The 21,436-nt window shown below is 43.6% G+C and carries 24 protein-coding genes; 2 read left to right on the forward strand and 22 right to left on the reverse strand.

Going from position 1 to position 21,436, the window contains the following annotated elements; all coding sequences use genetic code 11:
- Positions 1 to 123: 123 nt before the first annotated feature.
- The 14 genes from murA to AC0VYJ_RS20675 all read right to left on the reverse strand — a co-directional run bounded on the left by murA (position 124) and on the right by AC0VYJ_RS20675 (position 13,293).
- The gene (murA, locus tag AC0VYJ_RS20610) at positions 124 to 1,452 is read right to left on the reverse strand and encodes a UDP-N-acetylglucosamine 1-carboxyvinyltransferase (RefSeq protein WP_430245331.1); all 1,329 of its coding nucleotides are present in this window, start codon (positions 1,450 to 1,452) and stop codon (positions 124 to 126) included.
- A gap of 29 nt (positions 1,453 to 1,481) precedes the next feature.
- Positions 1,482 to 2,228, reverse strand: a complete 747-nt coding sequence (locus AC0VYJ_RS20615; RefSeq protein WP_475366141.1) for a YwmB family TATA-box binding protein — start codon at positions 2,226 to 2,228, stop codon at positions 1,482 to 1,484.
- Positions 2,229 to 2,599: 371 nt separating this feature from the next.
- Positions 2,600 to 2,833, reverse strand: coding sequence for a DUF1146 family protein (locus tag AC0VYJ_RS20620; protein WP_098445370.1), 234 nt, complete (start codon positions 2,831 to 2,833; stop codon positions 2,600 to 2,602).
- Positions 2,834 to 3,038: 205 nt separating this feature from the next.
- Positions 3,039 to 4,565, reverse strand: a complete 1,527-nt coding sequence (gene nuoN, locus AC0VYJ_RS20625) for an NADH-quinone oxidoreductase subunit NuoN (RefSeq protein WP_475366142.1) — start codon at positions 4,563 to 4,565, stop codon at positions 3,039 to 3,041.
- A 3-nt stretch (positions 4,566 to 4,568) separates the two neighbouring features.
- Complete coding sequence (locus AC0VYJ_RS20630; protein WP_475366143.1) at positions 4,569 to 6,068, reverse strand: complex I subunit 4 family protein; 1,500 nt, start codon at positions 6,066 to 6,068, stop codon at positions 4,569 to 4,571.
- Complete coding sequence (gene nuoL, locus AC0VYJ_RS20635; protein WP_475366144.1) at positions 6,068 to 7,909, reverse strand: NADH-quinone oxidoreductase subunit L; 1,842 nt, start codon at positions 7,907 to 7,909, stop codon at positions 6,068 to 6,070. Before nuoL ends, AC0VYJ_RS20630 begins: the two co-directional genes overlap by 1 nt.
- A gap of 16 nt (positions 7,910 to 7,925) precedes the next feature.
- Positions 7,926 to 8,240, reverse strand: coding sequence for an NADH-quinone oxidoreductase subunit NuoK (gene nuoK / locus AC0VYJ_RS20640; RefSeq protein ID WP_194218400.1), 315 nt, complete (start codon positions 8,238 to 8,240; stop codon positions 7,926 to 7,928).
- Positions 8,237 to 8,755 (reverse strand): NADH-quinone oxidoreductase subunit J, encoded by a 519-nt coding sequence (locus AC0VYJ_RS20645; RefSeq protein ID WP_194218399.1) that lies wholly within the window; start codon positions 8,753 to 8,755, stop codon positions 8,237 to 8,239. The genes nuoK and AC0VYJ_RS20645 overlap by 4 nt, the downstream gene beginning before the upstream one ends.
- Entirely contained in the window at positions 8,752 to 9,171 is a 420-nt protein-coding gene (nuoI, locus tag AC0VYJ_RS20650; protein WP_194218398.1) for an NADH-quinone oxidoreductase subunit NuoI, read from the reverse strand. The genes AC0VYJ_RS20645 and nuoI overlap by 4 nt, the downstream gene beginning before the upstream one ends.
- 19 nt (positions 9,172 to 9,190) lie before the next feature.
- On the reverse strand, positions 9,191 to 10,198 hold the full coding sequence (gene nuoH, locus AC0VYJ_RS20655) for an NADH-quinone oxidoreductase subunit NuoH (RefSeq protein WP_475366145.1): 1,008 nt from the start codon (positions 10,196 to 10,198) through the stop codon (positions 9,191 to 9,193).
- Positions 10,198 to 11,298: an NADH-quinone oxidoreductase subunit D gene (locus tag AC0VYJ_RS20660; RefSeq protein WP_194218396.1), complete on the reverse strand. Its 1,101-nt coding sequence runs from the start codon at positions 11,296 to 11,298 to the stop codon at positions 10,198 to 10,200. Before AC0VYJ_RS20660 ends, nuoH begins: the two co-directional genes overlap by 1 nt.
- Before the next feature lie 2 nt (positions 11,299 to 11,300).
- Entirely contained in the window at positions 11,301 to 12,410 is a 1,110-nt protein-coding gene (locus AC0VYJ_RS20665; RefSeq protein ID WP_475366146.1) for an NADH-quinone oxidoreductase subunit C, read from the reverse strand.
- Positions 12,407 to 12,925, reverse strand: coding sequence for a NuoB/complex I 20 kDa subunit family protein (locus tag AC0VYJ_RS20670; protein WP_194218394.1), 519 nt, complete (start codon positions 12,923 to 12,925; stop codon positions 12,407 to 12,409). Before AC0VYJ_RS20670 ends, AC0VYJ_RS20665 begins: the two co-directional genes overlap by 4 nt.
- The gene (locus AC0VYJ_RS20675) at positions 12,916 to 13,293 is read right to left on the reverse strand and encodes an NADH-quinone oxidoreductase subunit A (RefSeq protein ID WP_226615730.1); all 378 of its coding nucleotides are present in this window, start codon (positions 13,291 to 13,293) and stop codon (positions 12,916 to 12,918) included. The genes AC0VYJ_RS20670 and AC0VYJ_RS20675 overlap by 10 nt, the downstream gene beginning before the upstream one ends.
- A gap of 120 nt (positions 13,294 to 13,413) precedes the next feature.
- Between AC0VYJ_RS20675 and AC0VYJ_RS20680 the strand changes: the two genes are divergently transcribed.
- Both AC0VYJ_RS20680 and AC0VYJ_RS20685 read left to right on the forward strand, forming a co-directional pair.
- Positions 13,414 to 13,887 carry a YbgA family protein gene (locus AC0VYJ_RS20680; RefSeq protein WP_475366147.1) on the forward strand — a complete coding sequence of 158 codons (474 nt, stop codon included), beginning with the start codon at positions 13,414 to 13,416 and terminating at the stop codon, positions 13,885 to 13,887.
- Between the two features lie 103 nt (positions 13,888 to 13,990).
- Positions 13,991 to 14,551: a DUF1697 domain-containing protein gene (locus AC0VYJ_RS20685; RefSeq protein WP_475366148.1), complete on the forward strand. Its 561-nt coding sequence runs from the start codon at positions 13,991 to 13,993 to the stop codon at positions 14,549 to 14,551.
- Positions 14,552 to 14,608: 57 nt separating this feature from the next.
- Here AC0VYJ_RS20685 and AC0VYJ_RS20690 read toward each other — a convergent pair whose 3' ends face one another.
- The 8 genes from AC0VYJ_RS20690 to atpB form a co-directional block, all read right to left on the reverse strand.
- On the reverse strand, positions 14,609 to 15,010 hold the full coding sequence (locus AC0VYJ_RS20690; RefSeq protein WP_194218390.1) for a F0F1 ATP synthase subunit epsilon: 402 nt from the start codon (positions 15,008 to 15,010) through the stop codon (positions 14,609 to 14,611).
- A 102-nt stretch (positions 15,011 to 15,112) separates the two neighbouring features.
- Positions 15,113 to 16,522, reverse strand: coding sequence for a F0F1 ATP synthase subunit beta (gene atpD / locus AC0VYJ_RS20695; protein WP_194218389.1), 1,410 nt, complete (start codon positions 16,520 to 16,522; stop codon positions 15,113 to 15,115).
- A gap of 311 nt (positions 16,523 to 16,833) precedes the next feature.
- The gene (locus AC0VYJ_RS20700) at positions 16,834 to 17,697 is read right to left on the reverse strand and encodes a F0F1 ATP synthase subunit gamma (protein ID WP_194218388.1); all 864 of its coding nucleotides are present in this window, start codon (positions 17,695 to 17,697) and stop codon (positions 16,834 to 16,836) included.
- 49 nt (positions 17,698 to 17,746) lie between these two features.
- A complete protein-coding gene (gene atpA, locus AC0VYJ_RS20705) occupies positions 17,747 to 19,255 on the reverse strand; it encodes a F0F1 ATP synthase subunit alpha (protein WP_194218387.1) in 1,509 nt (502 codons plus the stop codon).
- Between the two features lie 19 nt (positions 19,256 to 19,274).
- Entirely contained in the window at positions 19,275 to 19,829 is a 555-nt protein-coding gene (locus AC0VYJ_RS20710) for a F0F1 ATP synthase subunit delta (protein WP_194218386.1), read from the reverse strand.
- A complete protein-coding gene (gene atpF / locus AC0VYJ_RS20715; protein ID WP_194218385.1) occupies positions 19,826 to 20,335 on the reverse strand; it encodes a F0F1 ATP synthase subunit B in 510 nt (169 codons plus the stop codon). The genes AC0VYJ_RS20710 and atpF overlap by 4 nt, the downstream gene beginning before the upstream one ends.
- 106 nt (positions 20,336 to 20,441) lie before the next feature.
- On the reverse strand, positions 20,442 to 20,654 hold the full coding sequence (atpE, locus tag AC0VYJ_RS20720; protein ID WP_121681967.1) for a F0F1 ATP synthase subunit C: 213 nt from the start codon (positions 20,652 to 20,654) through the stop codon (positions 20,442 to 20,444).
- A 67-nt stretch (positions 20,655 to 20,721) separates the two neighbouring features.
- Positions 20,722 to 21,432 carry a F0F1 ATP synthase subunit A gene (gene atpB / locus AC0VYJ_RS20725; protein WP_194218384.1) on the reverse strand — a complete coding sequence of 237 codons (711 nt, stop codon included), beginning with the start codon at positions 21,430 to 21,432 and terminating at the stop codon, positions 20,722 to 20,724.
- Positions 21,433 to 21,436: the final 4 nt, after the last annotated feature.

A 21,436-nucleotide genomic window follows, 5' to 3' on the forward strand; every position in this document is an offset into this window, starting at 1 on the left:
AACAGAAATGCTAGCAGCCAAAACGTTTTTTACCAATAATCTGTCAGTCATTAAATATAGTATTTATTTTGGTTGCATACAAAAAAGGAGGCCAGTGGCCTCCTTTTTTTCTTTATTATTAGATTATGCAAATTTTGGTTTCATGTTAACTGATTGCTCTTCAGTTGTTTCTGTTGCAGGCTTTGCATCTTCATCAACTGTTACGCGTTCAACGTCAGCTCCAAGACTTGCAAGCTTTCCAGAGAAGTTCACGTAACCGCGATCCAAGTGCTTAAGCTCATCAACGCGAGTGTAGCCATCAGCTACAAGTCCTGCAAGAATCAAAGCAGCTCCAGCGCGCAAATCAGTAGCGGATACTTCTGCACCTTGAAGTGTAGAAGGCCCTTCGATAATAGCAGCGCGTCCTTCAATCTTAATGTTACCATTCATGCGGCGGAATTCTTCCACGTGCATGAACCGATTTTCAAATACTGTTTCAGTAATCACACTTGTACCCTTCGCTTGAAGTAGCAACGCCATCATCTGGGATTGCATATCCGTCGGGAATCCAGGGTGAGGCATTGTTTTTAAATCAACAGGCTTAAGCGTTTCAGGTCCAACAATACGAAGTCCCTGACCTTCTTCTGTAATTTCTACGCCCATTTCTTCCATTTTTGCAATAAGTGGACGAAGATGTTCAGATACAGCATTCTCAATTAGAACGTTACCACCAGTAATTGCAGCAGCTACCATGAATGTTCCTGCTTCAATACGGTCTGGAATGACAGCATGCTCTGCTCCAACTAGTTTCTCAACGCCTTCAATGCGGATTGTAGCAGTACCTGCACCGCGAACTTTCGCACCCATAGCGTTCAAATAATTTGCAAGACAAACGATCTCAGGCTCTTGAGCAACGTTTTCCATTACTGTCGTACCTTCAGCAAGTACAGCAGCCATCATAATGTTCTCAGTGGCGCCTACACTTGGGAAATCAAGATAAATCTTTGCTCCTTGAAGTCTTCCTTTAATACCTGCTTCAATAAAGCCGTTACCAATCGTAACTTCTGCACCCATCGCTTCAAACCCTTTAAGATGCTGATCAATTGGTCTTGAACCAATTGCGCAACCTCCAGGTAGTGCAATACGAGCATGACCCACACGGGCCAAAAGTGGTCCCATTACAAGAAACGAAGCTCGCATTTTACGAACTGCTTCAAATGGTGCCTCTGTTTCCAAAGGTTTTGTTGCGTCTACTTTAATCGTGTTGCCTTCTATTTGCGTCTCAACATTAAGATAGCTTAATACTTCACTTATCGTGTGTACATCTGAAAGGGCAGGCACATCTTTTAACGTGCTCGTGCCTTCTCCTGCTAAAATAGATGCTGTGATGACGGGCAAGACTGCATTTTTAGCTCCTTCAACTTTCACAGAGCCAGACAATCTCCTGCCACCTCGGACGATGATTTTTTCCAACGTATTCCCCTCCGCGTCCTATTTGTATATTAATATTCAGTCGTAATTATTGGTGTGCCAATTGTTGCGGTTATTCCGCCGCCTATTCCTGTATTGCGTAATGCTATTTGTATGTTCATTCTCTTGTTGTTCGTTACAAGATCTTCTTCCCACTCTTCATGGTATGCGGAAAGAGATACAAACGTCTCTTCATTGATTTCTTCTACTTTTGAAGCGGAAAAAGCTCCTAACAGCTTGTCTGCTTCATTGTACAAAACAATGTTCATTGTATCATTTTTCTCGCCTACAAAACAAGTGAAAACTGGTGATTCTTGCGGGTATAATTGTGTCTTTTGTGCCTTAAAACGTTCGTACGTTGTTCGCCATTCCTCCTGAGAAAATCCTGTTATTTCCATTTTGTAAATAAGATAAGAGCTAATGCGATTGTTTTCTGGATAAGACACGAGTGTCAGTGTTTCTTTCGTACCTAGCTTAGAATCAATTCTTGTCCCACTTACTTTTACATTTCCATCATTTTTTACCAGATCACCCCATGAAAAACCGGGTGCTCTTTCTGTAAGCTTAGACGTAATACCTTTGTACCCTAAGGACTCCTTGATGAAACTCACTTTTTCTCGTGTGTAAAGAGACCAGCCCTCAATTGAATAATTGTGGGTTAATAAAACATTCGCCATTTCGGTTACTTTTACTTCCGTGTCATCTTCAATTGAGACCGATGTACCATTTGAAAAACTCACTAAAAGTAAAATAGATAATACTCCGATTAGAAGCTTCATCTTAACCCTCTCCCCGTTCAGGTCTTCTTATCTTTCAGTGTGACCACGAGGAGGGAGTGCATACATGGAAGTTGTAGTCAGTTCCCGACAAATTCCGTACGAAGCTTCTGTATGTTAACGCTGGTGTGTTTGTTTAGCTGCTGCGCCCACAGTCCCTTAAGTCGCTTCGGCTTTCAGATTGAACGCATGTGTTCGTGCTGAATGGTTCCAGCGCTTGTCGGGTTTAAACGGGCGCATTCGCTTTTCTTTGTCTAGCTACAACCCCCAGTCCCTCGATCGCTTCACCATTCAGAATGAACACAAAGAACGTGTTCATTCTGAATGGTTCCAGCGCTTGTCGGGCCTAAACGGGGGTTTTCGCTTTTCATTTTTCAAAAGAAATATTGTAGACGGAGTGACCAGTTGTAGTAATCTAGGAAGAAACTGCTTGCGAGGGAGCCGATGCTTAGGGTTAGTAAGATCATGAGGACTTTCGCCTGTGGACTGTTCGGTTTTTTAAAGAATACATCGAACCGAACGGTTTGTAGCGCCCACCAGGTGATCATAATGAAAACCAGGTTAATGACAATCGTTAAAATCGATTGTTGCGCCAGTGCTTCTGTCATCTTCTCTACCCCCCATCTGCAAGTGCACCATTCGACAAACGTACATTTTTCCATCTAAGAGCCTATTATAAAAGATTTCCACTCAAATGAATACCCTACTTTCCCACTATAAAAGGGATTATTTCAATTCAAAATAAGTCATTTTCGTCATAATCTGGTAGGAATGCACTCATTCATGAAAAAAACAGCAGAATGATCTGCTGTTCTAAGGATTAAAAATCTCTAGAAATTGAAAATGATCATGTATAAAGGATAACGCAATGGAAGGGAAAACCCCAAGTAAAACGGTTCCAGCTGCCGTTATGGCTAGCACGGTGACGATGCCATTTGATGCCAAAACCGGCCTTTTTGTTTGGGAAGGTCGAAAGTACATTTGAATAAACAGCCCAAAATAATAAACATAGGAAAGCACTGTGCCCGCTAGCATAGCCACCACTAAAAAATATCGCTTCGGTTCGGTTCCAAGGGCACTCATGAAAATCTCGAACTTACCGATGAAACCTGCTGTGAGCGGGATACCAGCGAGAGATAGAAGATAGATGGTCATAGCAATGGTTACATACGGCGCTCGCTGAAATAGTCCTGCAAACGAAGCCACCGTGACCTCCTCATCATTTTCCGTCAAGGCATGGATGACAGCGAAAGCCCCCAGATTCATCAACAGATAAGCGGCGAGATAAAACCACACCGCATCAAAGACTAACTCAGAAAGAGCGGCTAACGGTACAAGAAGATACCCTGCGTGCGCAATGCTGGAATAAGCCAAAAGTCGTTTTGCATTCAGCTGTCTTAGTGCCATCACATTTCCTATAAGAATTGTTAGAACAGCTAATAGAACAAGATAAGGTCGAACCGATACAAGTAGCGTTTCATAGCTGATTCCCTCTGGTGTAATCACTTTTCCCGTACCAGGTGCAAAGACAAACGGTACCATTAGCAGTCTAAGTGTGATTGCAAATCCGGCTATTTTAGAAACAACACTTAGATAAGCTGTAATCGGTGTTTCGGCTCCCTGGTATACATCTGGTGCCCACATATGAAACGGAGCGGCCGTAATTTTAAAGGCTAGACCAACGAATATCATGAGAAAAGCAAAAACGGCAAGATAACGATTTTCCGTCACGACTTCGCTTCCCATTAGCGCTTGAATTTCATATATATTCGTCTCTCCAGTAAGTCCAAATAAATAGCTCATCCCAAACAGCGTAATCGCAGTCGCTATACCGCCATTAACAACATATTTAAACGCCGCTTCATTTGCGAGCTTATCTTTCTTTCGAATTCCCACTAGAACATATGAAGATAGGCTTAATAATTCTAGACCTACAAAAAGCGTAATCAGATCTGCACTCGAAGCCATCATCATACCACCTAGTAAACCCGTTAGAAGAAGGTAGTGGTACTCACCTTTCACTTCGCTTAGATCATTCGTTTTCAAGCCTAGAAGCATAACGAAACCAGTCCCAATTAGCATAAGAAGCTTAAACGCTTTCGCAAAAGAATCCAGTCGATAAGTTTGATTTAGAATCGTGACAACTCCATTATCAAACTGAAAAATAAGAAAGACAATGGCTAGTGCGATGCCGACGATTGCGAGCCAAACGAGAATAGACCTATCTCGCCTTTTATCCATAAAGAGATCGATCAACGAGAGTGCAACTGCTGTTACTAGTATAGTGAATTCTGGCATCATACTGCTCCATTGGTACGCTAGCAACGTATCGATATCCATTCGTTAACCTCCGATCCCGAGTGTACGAGCGATTTGAAGTGTGTTAGATAACACTGCAGGATAGACACCAATCCAAATAATCATACTGAGAAGAATAGCTGATGGAACAAGCTCAACGGCAGATAGATCTCTTTCCTTATCAAACGCAGGGCGTCTTTCACCAAAAGTAACCGCAAGAACGGCGCGAAGCATATAAACCGCTGTTAAAATGAGACCAATCACGCCTATGCTTCCGATTACAGGCATCGTTTCAAATAAGCCTAAAAAAGCTAGAAATTCACTGATGAAACCGCTCATTCCAGGTAATCCAAGTGATGCCAGCCCGGCTGCCAGGAAAAAACCTGCAAAAAGGGGCGTCTGACTTGCAATACCACCTAATTCTCCAAGTTTTGTCGTGTGAAAACGATCGATCAGTACACCAACAAGCAGGAACAGCAGCGCTGCAATAAGACCATGAGAAATTGTTTGGAACACTGCCCCTTGAAGACCCGCGGTATTAAATGAAGCAACGCCAAGAATGACAATTCCCATATGCGAAATCGAGGAATAGGCTAGAACAGCGCGAAGTTCTGTTTGAACTAGGGCAATAAAAGCACCGTACAGCAAATTAATGACGCCAAGAATAGCTAGAAGAACTGCCGTTTCTTTTAGCTGCTCTGGAAAGAATCCTGCTCCGAAACGTATGAGTCCATATGCGCCTATTTTAAGTAATACACCGGCGTGAATCATCACAATGGCGATTGGAGCCTCCACGTGTACTCGTACCATCCACGTATGTAGCGGTACGATTGGAAGCTTTGTACCAAATGCCAGTAACAGCAGGGCAAACAGCCACATTCTAGTGTTTCCAGATATGATTTCATAGGATTCTATCTCTTGTAAGAGGGAGGTTAGCTCACTAATATTAGTCGTTCTCGTCTCAACAAAGAGAACGATAATGACAATCAACAATAGGATCGAGCCTATCCCGTTGTAAACTAAGAAAGAGAAGGCTGCTTTTTCCCGCTCATATCCGCCCCATTTCCCTACAAGTAGAAACATCGCAACAAGAGTCATTTCAAAGAATAAGAAAAACAAAAACAAGTTTTCGCTTGAAAAAACGCCGAGAATGCCAAGTTCCAGTATCAAAAAGAGGATATAAAATCCTTTCACACCTTCTTGAATGCGAAGGGCCGCAAGTGAGGCGAGAAACGTAATCAATGAAGATAGCATTAGAAAAAGAAGCGATAGCCCTGTCACCCCAAGATCATAAGTCACTGGGTAAGGCTCGTTGGGACTAATCGCAGTCATTAACTCAAACCATTGATGTGTTTCCGCAAATTGAACGCCTGATACTGTTCGATCGTATAAGCTAAATACAAAAATCGTTAACGTTAGTGGTAGCACAGTGCCAAGAATGCCAACTGTTTTAATTGATTGATGCTGTGAGGGCATCATAGCAAGAACGATGACACCAAGTAGTGGGGAGAAAATCAAGATCGTTAGCAAGTAAGACTCATCCATTAGAAATACCCCCCAAATACCGCTATTAATAGGAGCACGACCACTAAACCAGAGAATGCTACGGTGCCGTATGTTTGAACCTGACCGGATTGAATTCTTGCTCCTACTTTTCCTAAGTGCTTTACAATTCCCGTTATGCCTTGAGCGCCTCCTTCAATAATAAAGCGATCAAAATACAACCAGAAATAACCGATCACGCGGGTTCCTTTTATAAAGGTAGCTTCGTATATTTCGTCGATATAATATTGATGCGTTAACAGCTTATGCACTTCGCTCCCTTCATCTGGAGCCATGCCTTTTCTTACATATATGAACCAGGCGAGTCCAATTCCTGCAATGGCTAACAAACTCGCACTGACCGGAATCCACGAGGGTCCTGAATGATGATTGGCTAATATCGGATAAGGACTCGTTTCTAGCCAGTCACCAAGAAACGAACCGAACCACGTTGTCTGAATATACCCTGCAACAATAGCCAAAGCCGAAAGGACAATCATTGGAATCAACATCACCCGAGAAGACTCTTTCGCTTCACTCGAACCTGTGCCAGAAAAGACGAGGAAGTAAAGGCGAAACATATAAAACGCTGTCAGAAAAGCGGTTACTAAAGCAATCGCAAATAAAATGTAGCGCCCATCCGCATAAGTCGCGACAAGTATCTCATCCTTACTAAAAAAACCTGCAAATAGCGGAAATCCAGAAATGGATAAGCAACCTATTAAGAAGAGAACTGCTGTGATAGGCAGTTTTTTTCGAAGTCCCCCCATTTTATGAATGTTTTGTTCATGGACCGCATGGATCACACTTCCTGCAGCAAGAAAGAGTAAGGCTTTAAAGAACGCATGAGTTGTCAGGTGGAAAATACCTGCTGTATAGCCCGCTGCACCAAGGGCAAGCATCATATACCCTAGTTGACTAATGGTTGAGTAGGCAAGTATGCGTTTAATGTCTTTCTGGACAAGGGCGATTGTCGCTGCAAAGATGGCGGTGAATCCACCTGTTATGGCAACGGTTGTCATAGCCGTTTCTGAACTTGCGAAGAGTGGATACATGACAGCAACTAGATAAACACCCGCAGCAACCATTGTCGCTGCATGGATTAAAGCCGAGACTGGGGTTGGACCTTCCATCGCATCAGGAAGCCATGTGTGGAGCGGGAACTGACCAGATTTTCCTATCGCCCCTACGAAAATAAGAATCGCTATTAGCGTGACCATTGAAGGGGCAATATCGCCTGCTTGAGCCGCTTCAAAAATGACATCGAGTTCAAAGCTTCCTGTTTGCCAAAAGAGAAGGAAAATCGCAATAAGCAGACCAATATCTCCAATCCTTGTGACGATAAAAGCTTTTTTTGCAGCTGCCTTTGCTTCTGGTTTATAGAAATAAAAACCTACTAGTAGAAAGGAACAAACACCAACTAGCTCCCAGAAAACATAAAGTTGAAGGAGGTTTGGTGAGAGAACGAAAGCCGTCATCGCAAAAGTGAACAGACCAAGATAACTAAAGAACGTTGCATAGCGCTCGTCATTCGCCATATAACCGATCGAATACATATGTACGAGAAAGCTGACAAGCGTGACGATCACGAGCATCAAAGCATTTAGCGGATTCACTTCAAGGCCCACCGTAATCACCACTAAATCGATGGAGAGCCAGTTGTGTTCTACGAGATAGTTCCCTTGAACGAAATGACTGTAAAGCACGAGAAGGGAACAAATAAAGGCAGCACCAGCGAGAACGGTGCCCACAACGCCGGCTTTTCGATAAAGAATCGGCCTAGTGAATAGAATGATGAGAAACGATAGAAGCGGCAACATTGGTATAAGCCAGACATAGTCCACTTTTATACCCCCTTCGCTACTTTTTGAGTGTATTCATTTCATCTACATTGACGGTAGCCCTGTTCCGATAAAGCGCCATGAGAATGGCAAGGCCGACAGCGGCTTCCGCTGCAGCGACTGTAATGGTAAAAAGAGAAAATACCTGACCCCGAATCGAAGCACCTACGCCATATTTTGCAAAAGCTACAAGATTTAAGTTCACTGCATTCAGCATTAACTCGATCGAGATGAGGACGATGACGGCGTTCCGCTTCGTTAACGCCCCGTAGAGACCGATACAAAAAAGAATCAACGCCGTTAATAGAAAAGCCGAAAGCGGGATTGAGCTCATGACTGCTCACCTTCTTTATCATCGGGATCATCTTTCTTTGCAATAATGATCGCTCCGACAAGAGCGACGAGTAGGAGCACAGATACAAGTTCAAATGGAATAACGTAATCTGTGAACAACATCATACCTATTTGCTCCGTATTATTTTCGTGCAAGCTCTCTGCTTGCGGCCCGAGAGAAACAGTACGAATGCCTTTAAAGACGATCAGAAAGAATACGGTGATCCCAGTTAAAACGAGCCCTTTCTTTGCCCAGCTTGTTTTCGATTCTTCTTCAGAATGCTTCGTGAGCATGATGCCAAATAACATGATGATCGTAATAGCGCCAGAATAAATCAGAACTTGCACAACAGCCACGAATTCTGCTGAAAGCATCACGTAAAGTCCAGCAATTCCGAGAAAAGTTAGCACTAACGCCATCATCATATGAATCACTTTCGTTAGATTAATCATCAGCAAGCCGCCAGTAATCGTCACAAGAAATAGGAAAAGAAAGACGAGCAGCTCTCCGGTCATACTTTATTTTCCTTTCGAAGGTTCGTGTCATTTTCATCGAGCCATTCTAAATTCTTAAAAAGATCATCCCGGCTATATTCGGCAAGCTCGAAATTATTCGTCATAATGATCGCTTCGGTCGGGCATACCTCTGTGCAAAGGTCGCAAAGAATGCAAATTTCGAAGTTAATATCATACGTGTCGATGATTTTTCCTTTCTTGCTTGGGTCTGGATGCTTCTTACCTGATAAGGTGATGCAGTCAGTTGGACATATGGCGACGCATTGATTACAGACAATACACTTTTCAGGATAAAACTTCTGAATGCCACGAAATCGATCTGGTAAGGCTAGTGGCTGATCCGGATAGTTATAGGTTACTTTCTCTTTCGTCATATTTTTGAGGGTGTAAGCTAAACCTTTCGCAAGTCCTCGCATGTTGGGCTTCCTCCCTTATCTAGAATGAACGAATGATTTCAATGACAACGGTCGTTAGAAAAATGTTCAATAGTGCGAGTGGCAATAGTACTTTCCAGCCAAAGGACATGAGTTGATCCGCTCTTAGTCGAGGGAATGTACCGCGAATCCAGATCATCACGAAGACGACTAGGATAAATTTCAGTGCAAACCAGACTGGTCCTGGAATAAAAGATAAGTAAGGAATCGCCTGCCAGCCACCAAGAAATAGAATCGTCGTTAGCGAAGCCATAGCGAATAAATATACGTATTCTGCAAGCATGAAGAACGCCCAGCGGAAGCCAGAATATTCAACATGATATCCGGCTACGAGCTCGGATTCCGCCTCAGGTAAATCAAACGGCGTACGGTTCAATTCAGCAACAGAAGCGATTAGAAAAATCACAAAGGCGAGCGGTTGCTTAAAAAGAAATGCCACACTCTCCTGCTCGGCAATAATCGTGTTTAAATTAAGCGAACCTGTCAGAAGCACGATGCCGATCACACTCATGACAAGTGGAATTTCGTAGGAAATCATTTGAGCCGCCGAGCGCATGCTACCAAGAAGAGCGTACTTATTGTTTGATGCCCAGCCCCCTGCCAGGATTCCGATCGTAGAAATGCCAGAAATCGCAATATAATAAAGCAAACCAACGCCAATGTTCGCAAACGAAACTCGTTCTGTTAATGGAAGGGCGGCAATCACAATAAAGGCTGGGGCAAACGCGACAACCGGTGCAATGATAAACAATGGACGATCTGCGTCTCTTGGGATGGTATCTTCTTTAAGTAAAAGCTTCAGCACATCCGCTACCGTTTGCAGTAAACCGAACCTTCCCCCTACTCTGTTTGGACCATGGCGGAGCTGCATAAAGCCCAGTACTTTTCGCTCTGCCAAAATAGCGTACGTTACAAAACCGAGTACGACCATCAACATCGCAGCACCTACGAGGAAAAATCCAAGTGTCTGCCAGTAGCTCGGTGTAGATCCAAGCATGTTGTTGATCATTACCCATCCACCTCCCCGAGCACAATATCAATGCCCCCGAGAATCGCAATCAAGTTCGAGATGTTTTGCCCTTCTAACAACTCAGGTAGTATTTGTAAGTTATAAAAGGAGGGACGGCGGAACTTTAGGCGATAAGGTTCTTTCTTTCCTTTTGATGCAATGTAGCACCCGATTTCGCCACGTGGTGATTCAATTCGAACATACGTCTCTCCTGCAGGCGGTTTAATAATCCGCGGTACTTTTGCCATAACAGGTCCTTCAGATGGGATTTGCTCTACCGCTTGTTCTACAATCTTCAACGCTTCTTCGATCTCAGCCATGCGACAATGGTAACGCGCTAGCGCATCGCCTTCCCGGAAGACTGGAACATCAAATTCAAAGCGGTTATAAAGCGAATACGGTTCGTTTTTTCTAAGGTCCCATTTCACACCGGTACACCGCAGGTTTGCCCCACTCAAGGAATACGAAAGTGCTTTTTGTTTCGAATAAGCACCTACTCCTTTGATTCTTGCCATAAAAATTTCATTCCCCGTTACAAGATCGTGATAGCCAGCAAGCTGTTCTCTCATATAAGGAACAAAAGCACGAACTTTATCAAGCCATCCATCTGGCGCATCCCACTTCACTCCGCCTACGCGCATATAATTAAAAGTAAGACGACCACCTGAAATTTCGGTTAATAGGTTAATGATGACTTCTCTCTCTCTGAATGCATATAGAAATGGGCTCATCGCACCAATATCGAGAAGGTATGTTCCGAACCAAACGAGATGACTCGCTACTCGTCCAAGCTCCATGACAATAATGCGAAGATAATCTGCCCGCTCTGGAAGCTCCATTGCCATCATCGTCTCAACGGCATGACAGAGGATGTAATTATTCGTCATCGCAGCCAAATAGTCCATCCGGTCGGTATATGGGATGATTTGCGTATATTGAAGGTTCTCCGCAATTTTTTCTGTTCCCCTGTGCAGATAACCAATAACCGGCTTAGCTTCCTTAATGATTTCTCCATCAATTTTGAGAACAATGCGAAAGACACCATGAGTGCTCGGATGCTGAGGTCCTACATTCAAAAGCATTTCCTCTGTCCGTATCATTGCTACACCTCCACATCATACGGCTCATAATCTTTTCGAAGGGGATGCCCTACCCAGTCATCAGGCATCATAATTCGTGTTAAATTGGGATGCCCTTTAAACACGATGCCTAGTAAATCAAATCCCTCACGTTCGGGCCAGTCCGCCCCTACCCAAAGGGACGTGAGGGAATCAATAATTGGTTCGTCTCGATCTATCTTCACCTTGAGCGCTACGCTCTGGCTGTTCTGATAGGAGTAAAGATGATTGTAAATTTCCATATGCGATTCAAAATCTGTTCCATGCGTTTCTGAAAGATAGTCAAAAGCGAGAAGCTCATTGTGTTTAAGAAATTGGGCGAGCTTCAAGTACGTGTGTTTTTTAGCAACGAGCGTCGGAACGTCTTTTGCAAGACGATTAATATAAGCGTCTTCTAAAAGATCGTCACCAAGATTTTGTTGAATGATGTGAAGATAGCGGTCAAGGACAGGTTGATTCGGTGAAGGGGTCTCTTCTACAGGCTCTTCGTTTTCTTCAGATGCTTTTGCTTTCACCTTTGCAGCCGCCTTCGCTTTCTCATCTGAAATATCAGACGCTCCATCCTTTTTCTGCTTTTTAAGTGCTGCAGCTTTGGCCTTTGCAGCCGCTACTGCTTTCTTTTTTACTAGATCGGCATCGGTATCCATATCCTTGCTTATTGCTTCATTCTGCTGCATTTCTTTTTGCTTCTTGAGAGCCGCCGCTTTCGCCTTTGCGGCTGCTACTGCTTTCTTTTTCGCTAGATCAGCGTCTCTATCTTCGCTGGCTGTTTCATCCTGCTTCAATTCTTTTTGCTTCTTGAGAGCTGCTGCTTTGGCTTTTGCTGCTGCGACAGCCTTCTTTTTCGCTAACGCTAGGTCGTCTGACTCTTCACTCACTGATTCATTTTTTTCCAGTTCTTTTTGCTTCTTAAGAGCAGCTGCTTTCGCCTTTGCAGCAGCCACTGCTTTTTTCTTCTGAAGCTCTAGGTCGTCTGCAGGTTTCTCAGCTTCAGCAGCCTTCTTTTGTCGTAACTCAGCGGCTTTCCGTTTTGCCTCCTCAACCGCTATCCGCTTTTCTTCTGCTAGCTCTTCAGGTGTTTTGCCATCTGTCATCGATTGGTCACCCGCTTTCCGGTTCGAGCTTCATATCGAATTTTTTCCTGTAATTTATTAATTCCATAGATAAGTGCCGCTGGATTAGGTGGACATCCAGGGATATATACGTCGACAGGTACGATTTGATCGACCCCTTTGACGACCGCGTAGGAATGAATATAAGGGCCACCAGCTGTGGCACACGAACCCATGGCGATAACCCATTTAGGTTCAGGCATTTGGTCATAGAGACGCTTTAGTACAGGAGCCATTTTCTTCGTTACGGTTCCTGATACAATCATGACATCAGACTGTCTTGGTGATGTTCGAAAAAATGTTCCAAAGCGATCAAGGTCGTAATGGGAAGCCCCTGAACCCATCATTTCAATTGCACAGCATGCGAGACCAAAAGTAAGCGGCCAAAGCGAATTACTCCTGGCCCATGCCTTTACGTTTTCAAGCGTTGCCAGGAACACATTCTGCTTCATTTCTTCATATTCTTCCGGTGTAATATTCTCTAAATTTATATCCATTTCAGCACCTTCTTTTTCCATGCGTATAGTAAGCCAATTAAGAGCATGACAATAAAGATCATCATTTCGATGAACGCAAAGAAACCAAGCTTTTGATAAGCAACCGCCCACGGATATAAGAAAACAGTTTCGACATCAAATATCACAAAAAGCAGTCCGAATAAATAATAGCGAACGTTATACTGGATCCAGCTCTGGTGAAACGGCTCTATGCCGCTTTCATAGGTTGTTTGTTTCTCCGGTGTTGGTTTTGAAGGACGAAGGAATCTTCCTGCTGTTAGGGCAACAGCTGGAAGGAGAAGGCCAAGGAAAAGAAACATCATTACGAAGAGATAACTATTTTGGTACACGTTAAGCGATTCACCCATTCAGGTCTCTCCTCTCATCGTGCTGTAAAGTTGCTAGTCTTGTATACTAATTCAACATCCCAACTCTTATTCTTGCTTTTATTTGTAAGTTTTTTTTAAATTTCGAACAGAGGTGATCATATGCCAGACAAAAGAATCAGAACGCTTACAGAGAAACTGTGGGCAAAAAACAAATATACCGTGATGGCAAAGGGATATGAACATTATCAAAAGGTGGGAGAAGCATTAAAAAACGCTCAGTCTCATGAAGAGCTAGTTGATGTTTATGATCTCATCAGTGAAAGCTTAAGTCTCCCCTATACTAAAAAGGGTATGCGGACAACACTCCAACATATGTGGGGCTATTTCAAAAAACAGGCAACAAGTCAGGAAAAAGAAGATTTTTTTATAATGTTGAATCTACGAATCACTCCATCATCGCCCCTAACCGATCAAGACATTGAAAGCATTCGTAACCATCTTGCCGTATTACTTGAAAAGTACCCATCCGATTATTTGTTACAAAGCACCTTTGTGCAAACGAGCAGGAAGTGGAATGAAGTATATGATCAAAAACAACTAAAAACAATTTCTAGAAATGATTATTCTAAATGAAATAATTGAAATTGTGGAGGATTATCGCTTTAGCACATCGTAATTAAATCATGACTAGTTTCAAATCTGAGGCATATCAAAGTGAATAAAGGGTGGGACAAGAATGACGAGCTATATTGGATTATTAAGAGGGGTTAACGTTGGTGGAAAAAACAAACTAAAGATGGCTGAGTTACGAGATGCCCTGACAAAGGAAGGCTTTCTACATGTGAAAACGTATATACAAAGTGGAAATGTCTTTTTTGATTCAGAAGAATCGGAAGAAGGTTCAAGGAGAAGAATGGAACAAATCATCAGCACCGAGTTCGGATTGAAAGTGCCTGTATTAATAAGATCTGCAACAGAGTGGCAAAGCATGATCGAGAGTTGTCCGTTTCACGAGGAACAAATTGCAAAAGCGCAAGAAAAGGCTGTTGGAGAAAGCCTTTATGTAGCTATGTTAGCGGAACCACTCCGGGCAGATGCTAAAGAAAAACTTGTTTCATATGCTTCTGAGAAAGAAGAATGTGAGCTGATCGGAAGAGACGTTTTCCTTCTGTTTCATGATAGTATTCGAAATTCAAAGCTTGCGACCTACTTAACTCGAGTCAATGAGTACGCAACAATTCGAAATTGGAAAACCATTAATAAGATAGCTGACATGCTCCCTAATAATGTAACTTAACACCTATATTTCCGCGAAAAAAAGCACCAGAGGAACGTCTCCTCTGGTGCTTTTTCCTTATTTACCTGCCAAATCCAGGCGGTTGATTGCACGCTTAAGCGCTAGCTCAGCACGCTTGAAATCAACATTATCCTGCTTCGCTTGATTTAAGCGTTCTTCTGCTCGTTCCTTCGCAGCACGTGCACGTTCCACGTCAATATCGGAAGGTAGCTCTGCAGACTCAGCAAGGATCGTTACCTGCTTTGGTCTTACTTCAACAAACCCACCGCTAACGGCCAGTACATGCGTGTCAGCTCCATTTTTGAAGCGAACTGCATTGATTGTAAGAGGGGTAACTAGTGGAATGTGTCCAGGTAAAATTCCTAGCTCACCGCTAGTTCCTTTTACGCTGACCATTTCAGCTTCCCCTTCGTATACCGGGCCGTCAGGGGTGACTACACTGACATCCAATGTATTCATTGTACCCCTCCCTGGGTGTGATCGTAATTAGAAAAGCTGGCTTATCGCCCAAATAGCCAAAAGTGGGAGCGAAGGCCCATAGGTCTCCACCCTACTTTTTATTTACGCCATTTGTTTCGCTTTCTCAACTACTTCTTCAATTGTTCCAACAAGACGGAACGCGTCCTCTGGAATATCATCGTGTTTACCATCAAGGATTTCTTTGAATCCTTTGATCGTTTCTTTAACTGGTACGTAAGAGCCTTTTTGTCCAGTAAACTGTTCAGCTACGTGGAAGTTCTGAGAAAGGAAGAACTGAATACGACGAGCGCGGGAAACAGTTAGCTTATCTTCATCAGAAAGCTCATCCATACCAAGGATAGCGATGATATCTTGAAGTTCTTTGTAGCGCTGAAGTGTTTGTTGCACTTCACGCGCAGTATTATAGTGCTCGTCCCCAACGATTTCCGGAGAAAGCGCACGGGAAGTTGAAGCAAGTGGATCCACCGCTGGGTAGATACCTTGCTCAGAAAGTTTACGTTCAAGGTTAGTTGTTGCATCAAGGTGAGCAAACGTCGTTGCCGGAGCCGGGTCAGTATAATCATCGGCTGGTACGTAGATTGCCTGAATTGAAGTAACAGAACCTTTGTTAGTTGAAGTAATACGCTCTTGAAGTTGACCCATCTCAGTAGCAAGTGTAGGCTGGTAACCTACTGCTGATGGCATACGTCCAAGCAATGCCGATACCTCTGAACCAGCTTGTGTAAAGCGGTAGATGTTATCGATAAAGAGAAGAACGTCTTGTCCTTGCTCATCACGGAAGTACTCTGCCATTGTAAGACCTGAAAGGGCAACACGCATACGTGCACCTGGTGGTTCGTTCATCTGACCGAATACCATTGCTGTTTTCTTAATAACGCCAGAATCAGTCATCTCGTAGTAAAGGTCATTACCTTCACGCGTACGTTCACCAACACCTGCGAATACCGAGATACCGCCGTGCTCTTGGGCGATGTTGTTGATCAGTTCCTGGATAAGTACCGTTTTACCTACACCGGCACCACCAAATAGACCGATCTTACCACCTTTAACGTATGGTGCAAGAAGATCTACTACTTTGATTCCTGTTTCAAGGATATCAGTAGTTGTTGAAAGTTCATCAAATACTGGTGCTAGACGATGAATCGGATCGCGGCGAACTTCGCCAAGTTCTTCATTAAGGTCAATTTTCTCACCTAGTACGTTAAATACACGTCCTAGTGTAATATCCCCAACTGGAACGGAGATTGGTGCACCTGTATCTAGAGCATCAACTCCACGTACAAGACCGTCTGTTGAACCCATTGCTACGGTACGAACAGAGTTATCGCCAAGGTGAAGCGCGACTTCAAGCGTCAATTCGATGCTCTCTTCGGCACCAGTTTGAGCGATATAGTTAACTTTAAGGGCGTTGTAGATTTCTGGAAGCTTTCCGCTCTCAAACTTAACGTCTACAACCGGACCCATAACCTGGGTAATGTATCCCTTGTTCATCCTGTTCCCTCCTAACTTGCTTTAAGCTGCCTTTGAAAGTAAGTCTTTCAAATAGCATTTATGGTTTATCGTAGTATTGTCCAGCTACACGAGCCAAATCCTCCGGCTGTTTCACCCATTCGATTGAGACATAAACCGTCTCATTCTCATGGCTTCCAACAACCTGCGGATTTAAACGGGCTCGTTCCGCTTTTCGTCTGTCCAGCTACAGTGGCCAGGCCCTCGAGTCGCTTCACCTTTTCGATTGAACACAAAGTGCGTGTTCATTCCAAAAGCCTCCAGCGCTTGTCGGGCCTAAACGGCCACTTCCGCTATTCTAACGCTGCCGCTCCACTTACAATCTCAGTAAGTTCCTGAGTGATTGAAGCCTGACGAGCACGGTTGTAAGAAAGTGTAAGATCGCCGATAAGATCGTCCGCATTGTCCGTCGCACTTCTCATCGCTGTCATACGAGATGCATGCTCGGCTGCTTTCGCATCAAGAAGCGCTCCGTAGATCAAGCTTTCGGCATATTGAGGAAGTAGTACTTCAAGAATTTCTTCTTCAGATGGCTCATACTCATAGCTTGCGAGTGATTTGCCTTCGCCCGTCTCAATATCCGTTAACGGAAGAAGTTTCTTCTCCGTTAAATCCTGCTGAATGGCACTTACATAGTGGTTGTAATAAAGATAAAGCTCATCGAAAGCTCCGTCTTCAAACATACCTACTGTTCGAGATGCAATATCCTTAATGTCTGCGAAGGCAGGCTGATCTGAAAGACCAACAATGCTTTCTACGACAGGCATTCCGCGCTTTTTAAAGAAGGAAAGTCCTACTTTACCAGCTACGATAATTGCGTACTCATCTGTAGAGTTGTGACGCTCATTAATTGTTCTATACACATGACGTAGTACCGAGCTATTGTACGCTCCAGCAAGTCCACGGTCTGATGTGATAACCACATAGCCCGTTTTCTTCACTTCACGGCTTTCTAGCATCGGATGACGTACGCCACTTGACCCATTTGCAATGCTTCCGACAACCTCTTGAATTTTCTCCATGTATGGAACGAATGACTTCGCATTCATTTCAGCACGGTTCAATTTCGCAGCGGAAACCATCTGCATCGCTTTTGTAATCTGCTTTGTTTTCTTAGTCGACGTAATTCTCGACTTAATATCGCGTAAAGATGCCACTCATTTCACCACCTTTTAAGCTGGCCACGGCGTTTCCGCCGCATCCCTCTTATTCAGATACTGCGAAGCTCTTTTTGAATTCTTCGATTGCACCGTTGAATTCTTTTTCATCAGGAAGAGCTTTTGTTTCACGAATTGTATTGAAAATGTCTTTCTTATTGTGTTCGATCCATGTCATCATTTCAGATTCAAAACGCTGAATGTCGCCAACTGGGATATCATCAAGGAATCCACGAGTTAGTGCGTAAAGAATAGCAACTTGCTTCTCAACTGCAAGTGGCTTGTTTAGTCCTTGCTTTAGAACTTCAACCGTACGAGCACCACGGTTCAGCTTCGCTTGAGTTGCTTTATCAAGGTCAGATCCGAACTGAGCGAATGCTTCTAGCTCACGGTATGATGCAAGGTCAAGACGTAGTGTACCCGCAACCTTCTTCATCGCTTTAATCTGAGCGGAACCACCTACACGGGATACAGAAAGACCGGCGTTAACCGCTGGACGTACACCCGAGAAGAAGAGATCAGATTGAAGGAAGATCTGTCCATCTGTGATGGAGATTACGTTAGTTGGGATATAAGCTGATACGTCACCAGCTTGTGTTTCGATAAACGGAAGGGCAGTTAGTGAACCTGCTCCTTTTGCATCACTAAGCTTCGCTGCACGCTCAAGAAGACGTGAGTGAAGATAGAATACATCCCCTGGATATGCTTCACGACCTGGAGGACGACGAAGTAGTAGGGAAAGTTCACGGTAAGCAGAAGCCTGCTTTGTTAAGTCATCGTATACAACAAGAACGTGCTTGCCGTTATACATGAATTCTTCACCCATTGTTACACCAGCATATGGTGCTAGGAAAAGAAGCGGAGATGGCTGAGATGCACCAGCTGTTACAACGATTGTGTAATCAAGGGCACCCTGCTTACGAAGCGTTTCAACAACGCCACGTACCGTAGATTCTTTCTGACCAATCGCAACGTAGATACAAATCATATCTTCGTCTTTTTGGTTCAAAATTGTATCGATCGCAATTGAAGTCTTACCAGTCTGACGGTCACCGATGATAAGCTCACGCTGTCCGCGTCCGATTGGAATAAGAGAGTCAATTGCTTTGATTCCTGTTTGAAGTGGCTCATGTACTGATTTACGATCCATAACCCCTGGTGCTGGGCTTTCGATCGGACGAGTTTTTGTTGTTCCAAGTGGGCCCTGTCCATCAACAGGTTGTCCAAGTGGGTTTACAACACGGCCAAGAAGCTCTTCACCGACTGGAACTTCCATGATGCGTCCAGTACGACGTACTTCATCGCCTTCACGAATTTCAGTGTATGGTCCAAGGATAATGATACCAACGTTGCTCTCCTCTAGGTTCTGAGCCATACCCATAACACCGTTTGAAAATTCAACAAGCTCTCCTGCCATCACGTTATCGAGACCGTGGGCACGAGCAATACCATCACCAATTTGGATAACGGTACCAACATCATCAACTTTAACATCAGTTTGATAATTTGCGATTTGCTGCTTGATCAGCGCACTGATTTCTTCAGCATTGATGCTCATGCATATTCACCCCTATCTTCTAGCTCTTCGCTGAAACTAATTCTCGTTCCATGCGTTTAAGTTTTCCGCTAATGCTACCGTCAAAGATGCGATTGCCAATACGTACTTTAATACCACCGATTAAAGTAGGATCGATCACATTCTCGATCAGAAGCGTTGTTTTGCCTACTCGTTTCGCAAATACTGCAGAGACCTTCATCTGCTCCTCTTCCGTTAGAGGCTTCACAGAATAAACTTTCGCTGCCGCTTTTTGCTGCTGCTCATAAGTAAATCTTTCAAATTGACTAACAAGATCAAAAACGATTGCAACACGCTTTCGTTCGATCAATGTAAGAAGCGTATTCATAACAGGTGCTGATAGAGAAGATCCAAAGCTTGTTTGGATAAGCTCTTTCTTCTGTGCTTCTGTAAATTTCGGATGTTCAAACACGTTCATTAGGTTCGGTGTTTGATGAAAAACATCCTTTACTACGACAAGCTCATTCTTGACTTGCTCGACGTTATCGTTCTCACGAGCGATGTCAAAAAGAGCACCGGCATAACGCTTTGCGATTACTTCAAGATCTCTACTCATTTCTGATCGCCTGCCTGATCAAGGTACTCATCGATCAGCTGCTTTTGAGCGCGCTCATCCAGTTCCTTCTCGACAACTTTTGAAGCGATCATAACGGATAGTGATGCAACCTGCTCACGTAGAGAGGCAACTGCACTTTCACGCTCACGCTTGATTTCAGCAGTAGCTGCTTCTTTCAAACGCTCAGACTCAATACGAGCCGCTTCGATCAATTCCTGACCTTTTTGGTCAGCCATTTGCTTTTGGTTCTCAAGCATAGCTTTTGCTTCCTGACGAACACGCTTCATTTCGTCGCGCTGCTCATTCAAGAATGCTTCCGCTTCTTTGCGGTTCTTCTCAGCCGCATCAATTTCGTTCGCAACGTGCTGCTCACGCTCTTTCATGATGCCCATAAGAGGTCCCCATGCAAACTTCTTTAATAATGCAAGAAGCACTAAAAATGCAAAAAGTTGGAAAATAATATCTCCTGCAGCAAATCCTGCTCCTAGAATTAAACTATTGAACACCGTGTTCACTCCCTTCAGAGGTCATACAAAACGAATGGCGAAGGTTTCATTTCGAAACTTTCTCCGCCATCATGAAACGATCCAAAATTACTATAAAGTTCTTAAATTATTGACCTAGTACGATGAAGGCAATAACAACACCGATGATCGGCAATGCTTCAACTAGTGCGATACCGATGAACATTGTTGTTTGAAGAGTTCCGCGAAGTTCTGGTTGACGAGCGATTCCCTCTACTGTACGTCCTACGATAAGACCGTTACCAATACCGGCACCTACTGCCGCTAAACCTACTGCAATTGCAGCTGCAATTAAACCCATGCTAAACTTCCTCCTTATAATTCATAAAATAGTTTTTTATATAATGAAAACTCATTGATACCTTTTTTTAATGGTCATCTGCCACTTTGTGTGCCATGTAAACCATCGTTAGCATTGTAAAGATAAACGCTTGAATTGTACCGACAAAGATACTGAATCCTTGCCATGCGAGCATAGGAAGAAAGGCTCCAAGCGCTCCAGCGAATGATGCTCCACCAAGTCCTGCGAGAAGTCCAAGCAGAATTTCACCGGCGTAAATGTTTCCGTAAAGACGTAGACCAAGTGTTAATGTATTGGAGAATTCCTCAATTAACTTAAACGGGAATAAGAATTTAAGAGGACTGAAAAATCCTTTTCCATATTCCTTAGGTCCTTTCATTTTCACACCGTAATAGTGTGTAAGAACCACGACCATCGTTGCTAGTGTTAGCGTGATTGTCGGATCTGCAGTTGGAGACTTCCACCAGAGTTCTGAATCGACTGCAATGGCGAATGGAAGACCAAGCATATTTGATACAAAAATGTACATGAGTAGCGTCATCCCAAGAAACAGGAAGCGCCCACCGGTTTTCCAGTCCATCGTACTTCCAATAAGTCCTTTAACAAAGTCCATCACCCACTCAATGAAGTTCTGCAATCCCGTAGGACGCATTGCTAACGAGCGAGTTGCTACAACAGCAAGGATAAATACAATAGCAGAAGCAATTGTAATCATAAGAACATTGGAAAGATTGAAAGTAAGTCCTAGAAAGTCATGTGTAGGTGCATGATGTTCCAACAGC

This window comes from Anaerobacillus sp. 63XJN7_5_ISO-PGPR-S23-430 (assembly GCF_056173695.1).

What these genes read in the sequence shown, in the direction of transcription:
- AC0VYJ_RS20615 (WP_475366141.1), bottom strand. Translation starts at nt 2,228, where the DNA reads ATGAAGCTTCTAATCGGAGTATTATCTATTTTACTTTTAGTGAGTTTT.
- AC0VYJ_RS20620 (WP_098445370.1), bottom strand. Translation starts at nt 2,833, where the DNA reads ATGACAGAAGCACTGGCGCAACAATCGATTTTAACGATTGTCATTAAC.
- nuoN (WP_475366142.1), bottom strand. Translation starts at nt 4,565, where the DNA reads ATGGATATCGATACGTTGCTAGCGTACCAATGGAGCAGTATGATGCCA.
- AC0VYJ_RS20630 (WP_475366143.1), bottom strand. Translation starts at nt 6,068, where the DNA reads ATGGATGAGTCTTACTTGCTAACGATCTTGATTTTCTCCCCACTACTT.
- nuoK (WP_194218400.1), bottom strand. Translation starts at nt 8,240, where the DNA reads ATGAGCTCAATCCCGCTTTCGGCTTTTCTATTAACGGCGTTGATTCTT.
- AC0VYJ_RS20645 (WP_194218399.1), bottom strand. Translation starts at nt 8,755, where the DNA reads ATGACCGGAGAGCTGCTCGTCTTTCTTTTCCTATTTCTTGTGACGATT.
- nuoI (WP_194218398.1), bottom strand. Translation starts at nt 9,171, where the DNA reads ATGCGAGGACTTGCGAAAGGTTTAGCTTACACCCTCAAAAATATGACG.
- nuoH (WP_475366145.1), bottom strand. Translation starts at nt 10,198, where the DNA reads ATGATCAACAACATGCTTGGATCTACACCGAGCTACTGGCAGACACTT.
- AC0VYJ_RS20660 (WP_194218396.1), bottom strand. Translation starts at nt 11,298, where the DNA reads ATGATACGGACAGAGGAAATGCTTTTGAATGTAGGACCTCAGCATCCG.
- AC0VYJ_RS20665 (WP_475366146.1), bottom strand. Translation starts at nt 12,410, where the DNA reads ATGACAGATGGCAAAACACCTGAAGAGCTAGCAGAAGAAAAGCGGATA.
- AC0VYJ_RS20670 (WP_194218394.1), bottom strand. Translation starts at nt 12,925, where the DNA reads ATGGATATAAATTTAGAGAATATTACACCGGAAGAATATGAAGAAATG.
- AC0VYJ_RS20675 (WP_226615730.1), bottom strand. Translation starts at nt 13,293, where the DNA reads ATGGGTGAATCGCTTAACGTGTACCAAAATAGTTATCTCTTCGTAATG.
- AC0VYJ_RS20680 (WP_475366147.1), top strand. Translation starts at nt 13,414, where the DNA reads ATGCCAGACAAAAGAATCAGAACGCTTACAGAGAAACTGTGGGCAAAA.
- AC0VYJ_RS20685 (WP_475366148.1), top strand. Translation starts at nt 13,991, where the DNA reads ATGACGAGCTATATTGGATTATTAAGAGGGGTTAACGTTGGTGGAAAA.
- AC0VYJ_RS20690 (WP_194218390.1), bottom strand. Translation starts at nt 15,010, where the DNA reads ATGAATACATTGGATGTCAGTGTAGTCACCCCTGACGGCCCGGTATAC.
- atpD (WP_194218389.1), bottom strand. Translation starts at nt 16,522, where the DNA reads ATGAACAAGGGATACATTACCCAGGTTATGGGTCCGGTTGTAGACGTT.
- atpA (WP_194218387.1), bottom strand. Translation starts at nt 19,255, where the DNA reads ATGAGCATCAATGCTGAAGAAATCAGTGCGCTGATCAAGCAGCAAATC.
- AC0VYJ_RS20710 (WP_194218386.1), bottom strand. Translation starts at nt 19,829, where the DNA reads ATGAGTAGAGATCTTGAAGTAATCGCAAAGCGTTATGCCGGTGCTCTT.
- atpE (WP_121681967.1), bottom strand. Translation starts at nt 20,654, where the DNA reads ATGGGTTTAATTGCAGCTGCAATTGCAGTAGGTTTAGCGGCAGTAGGT.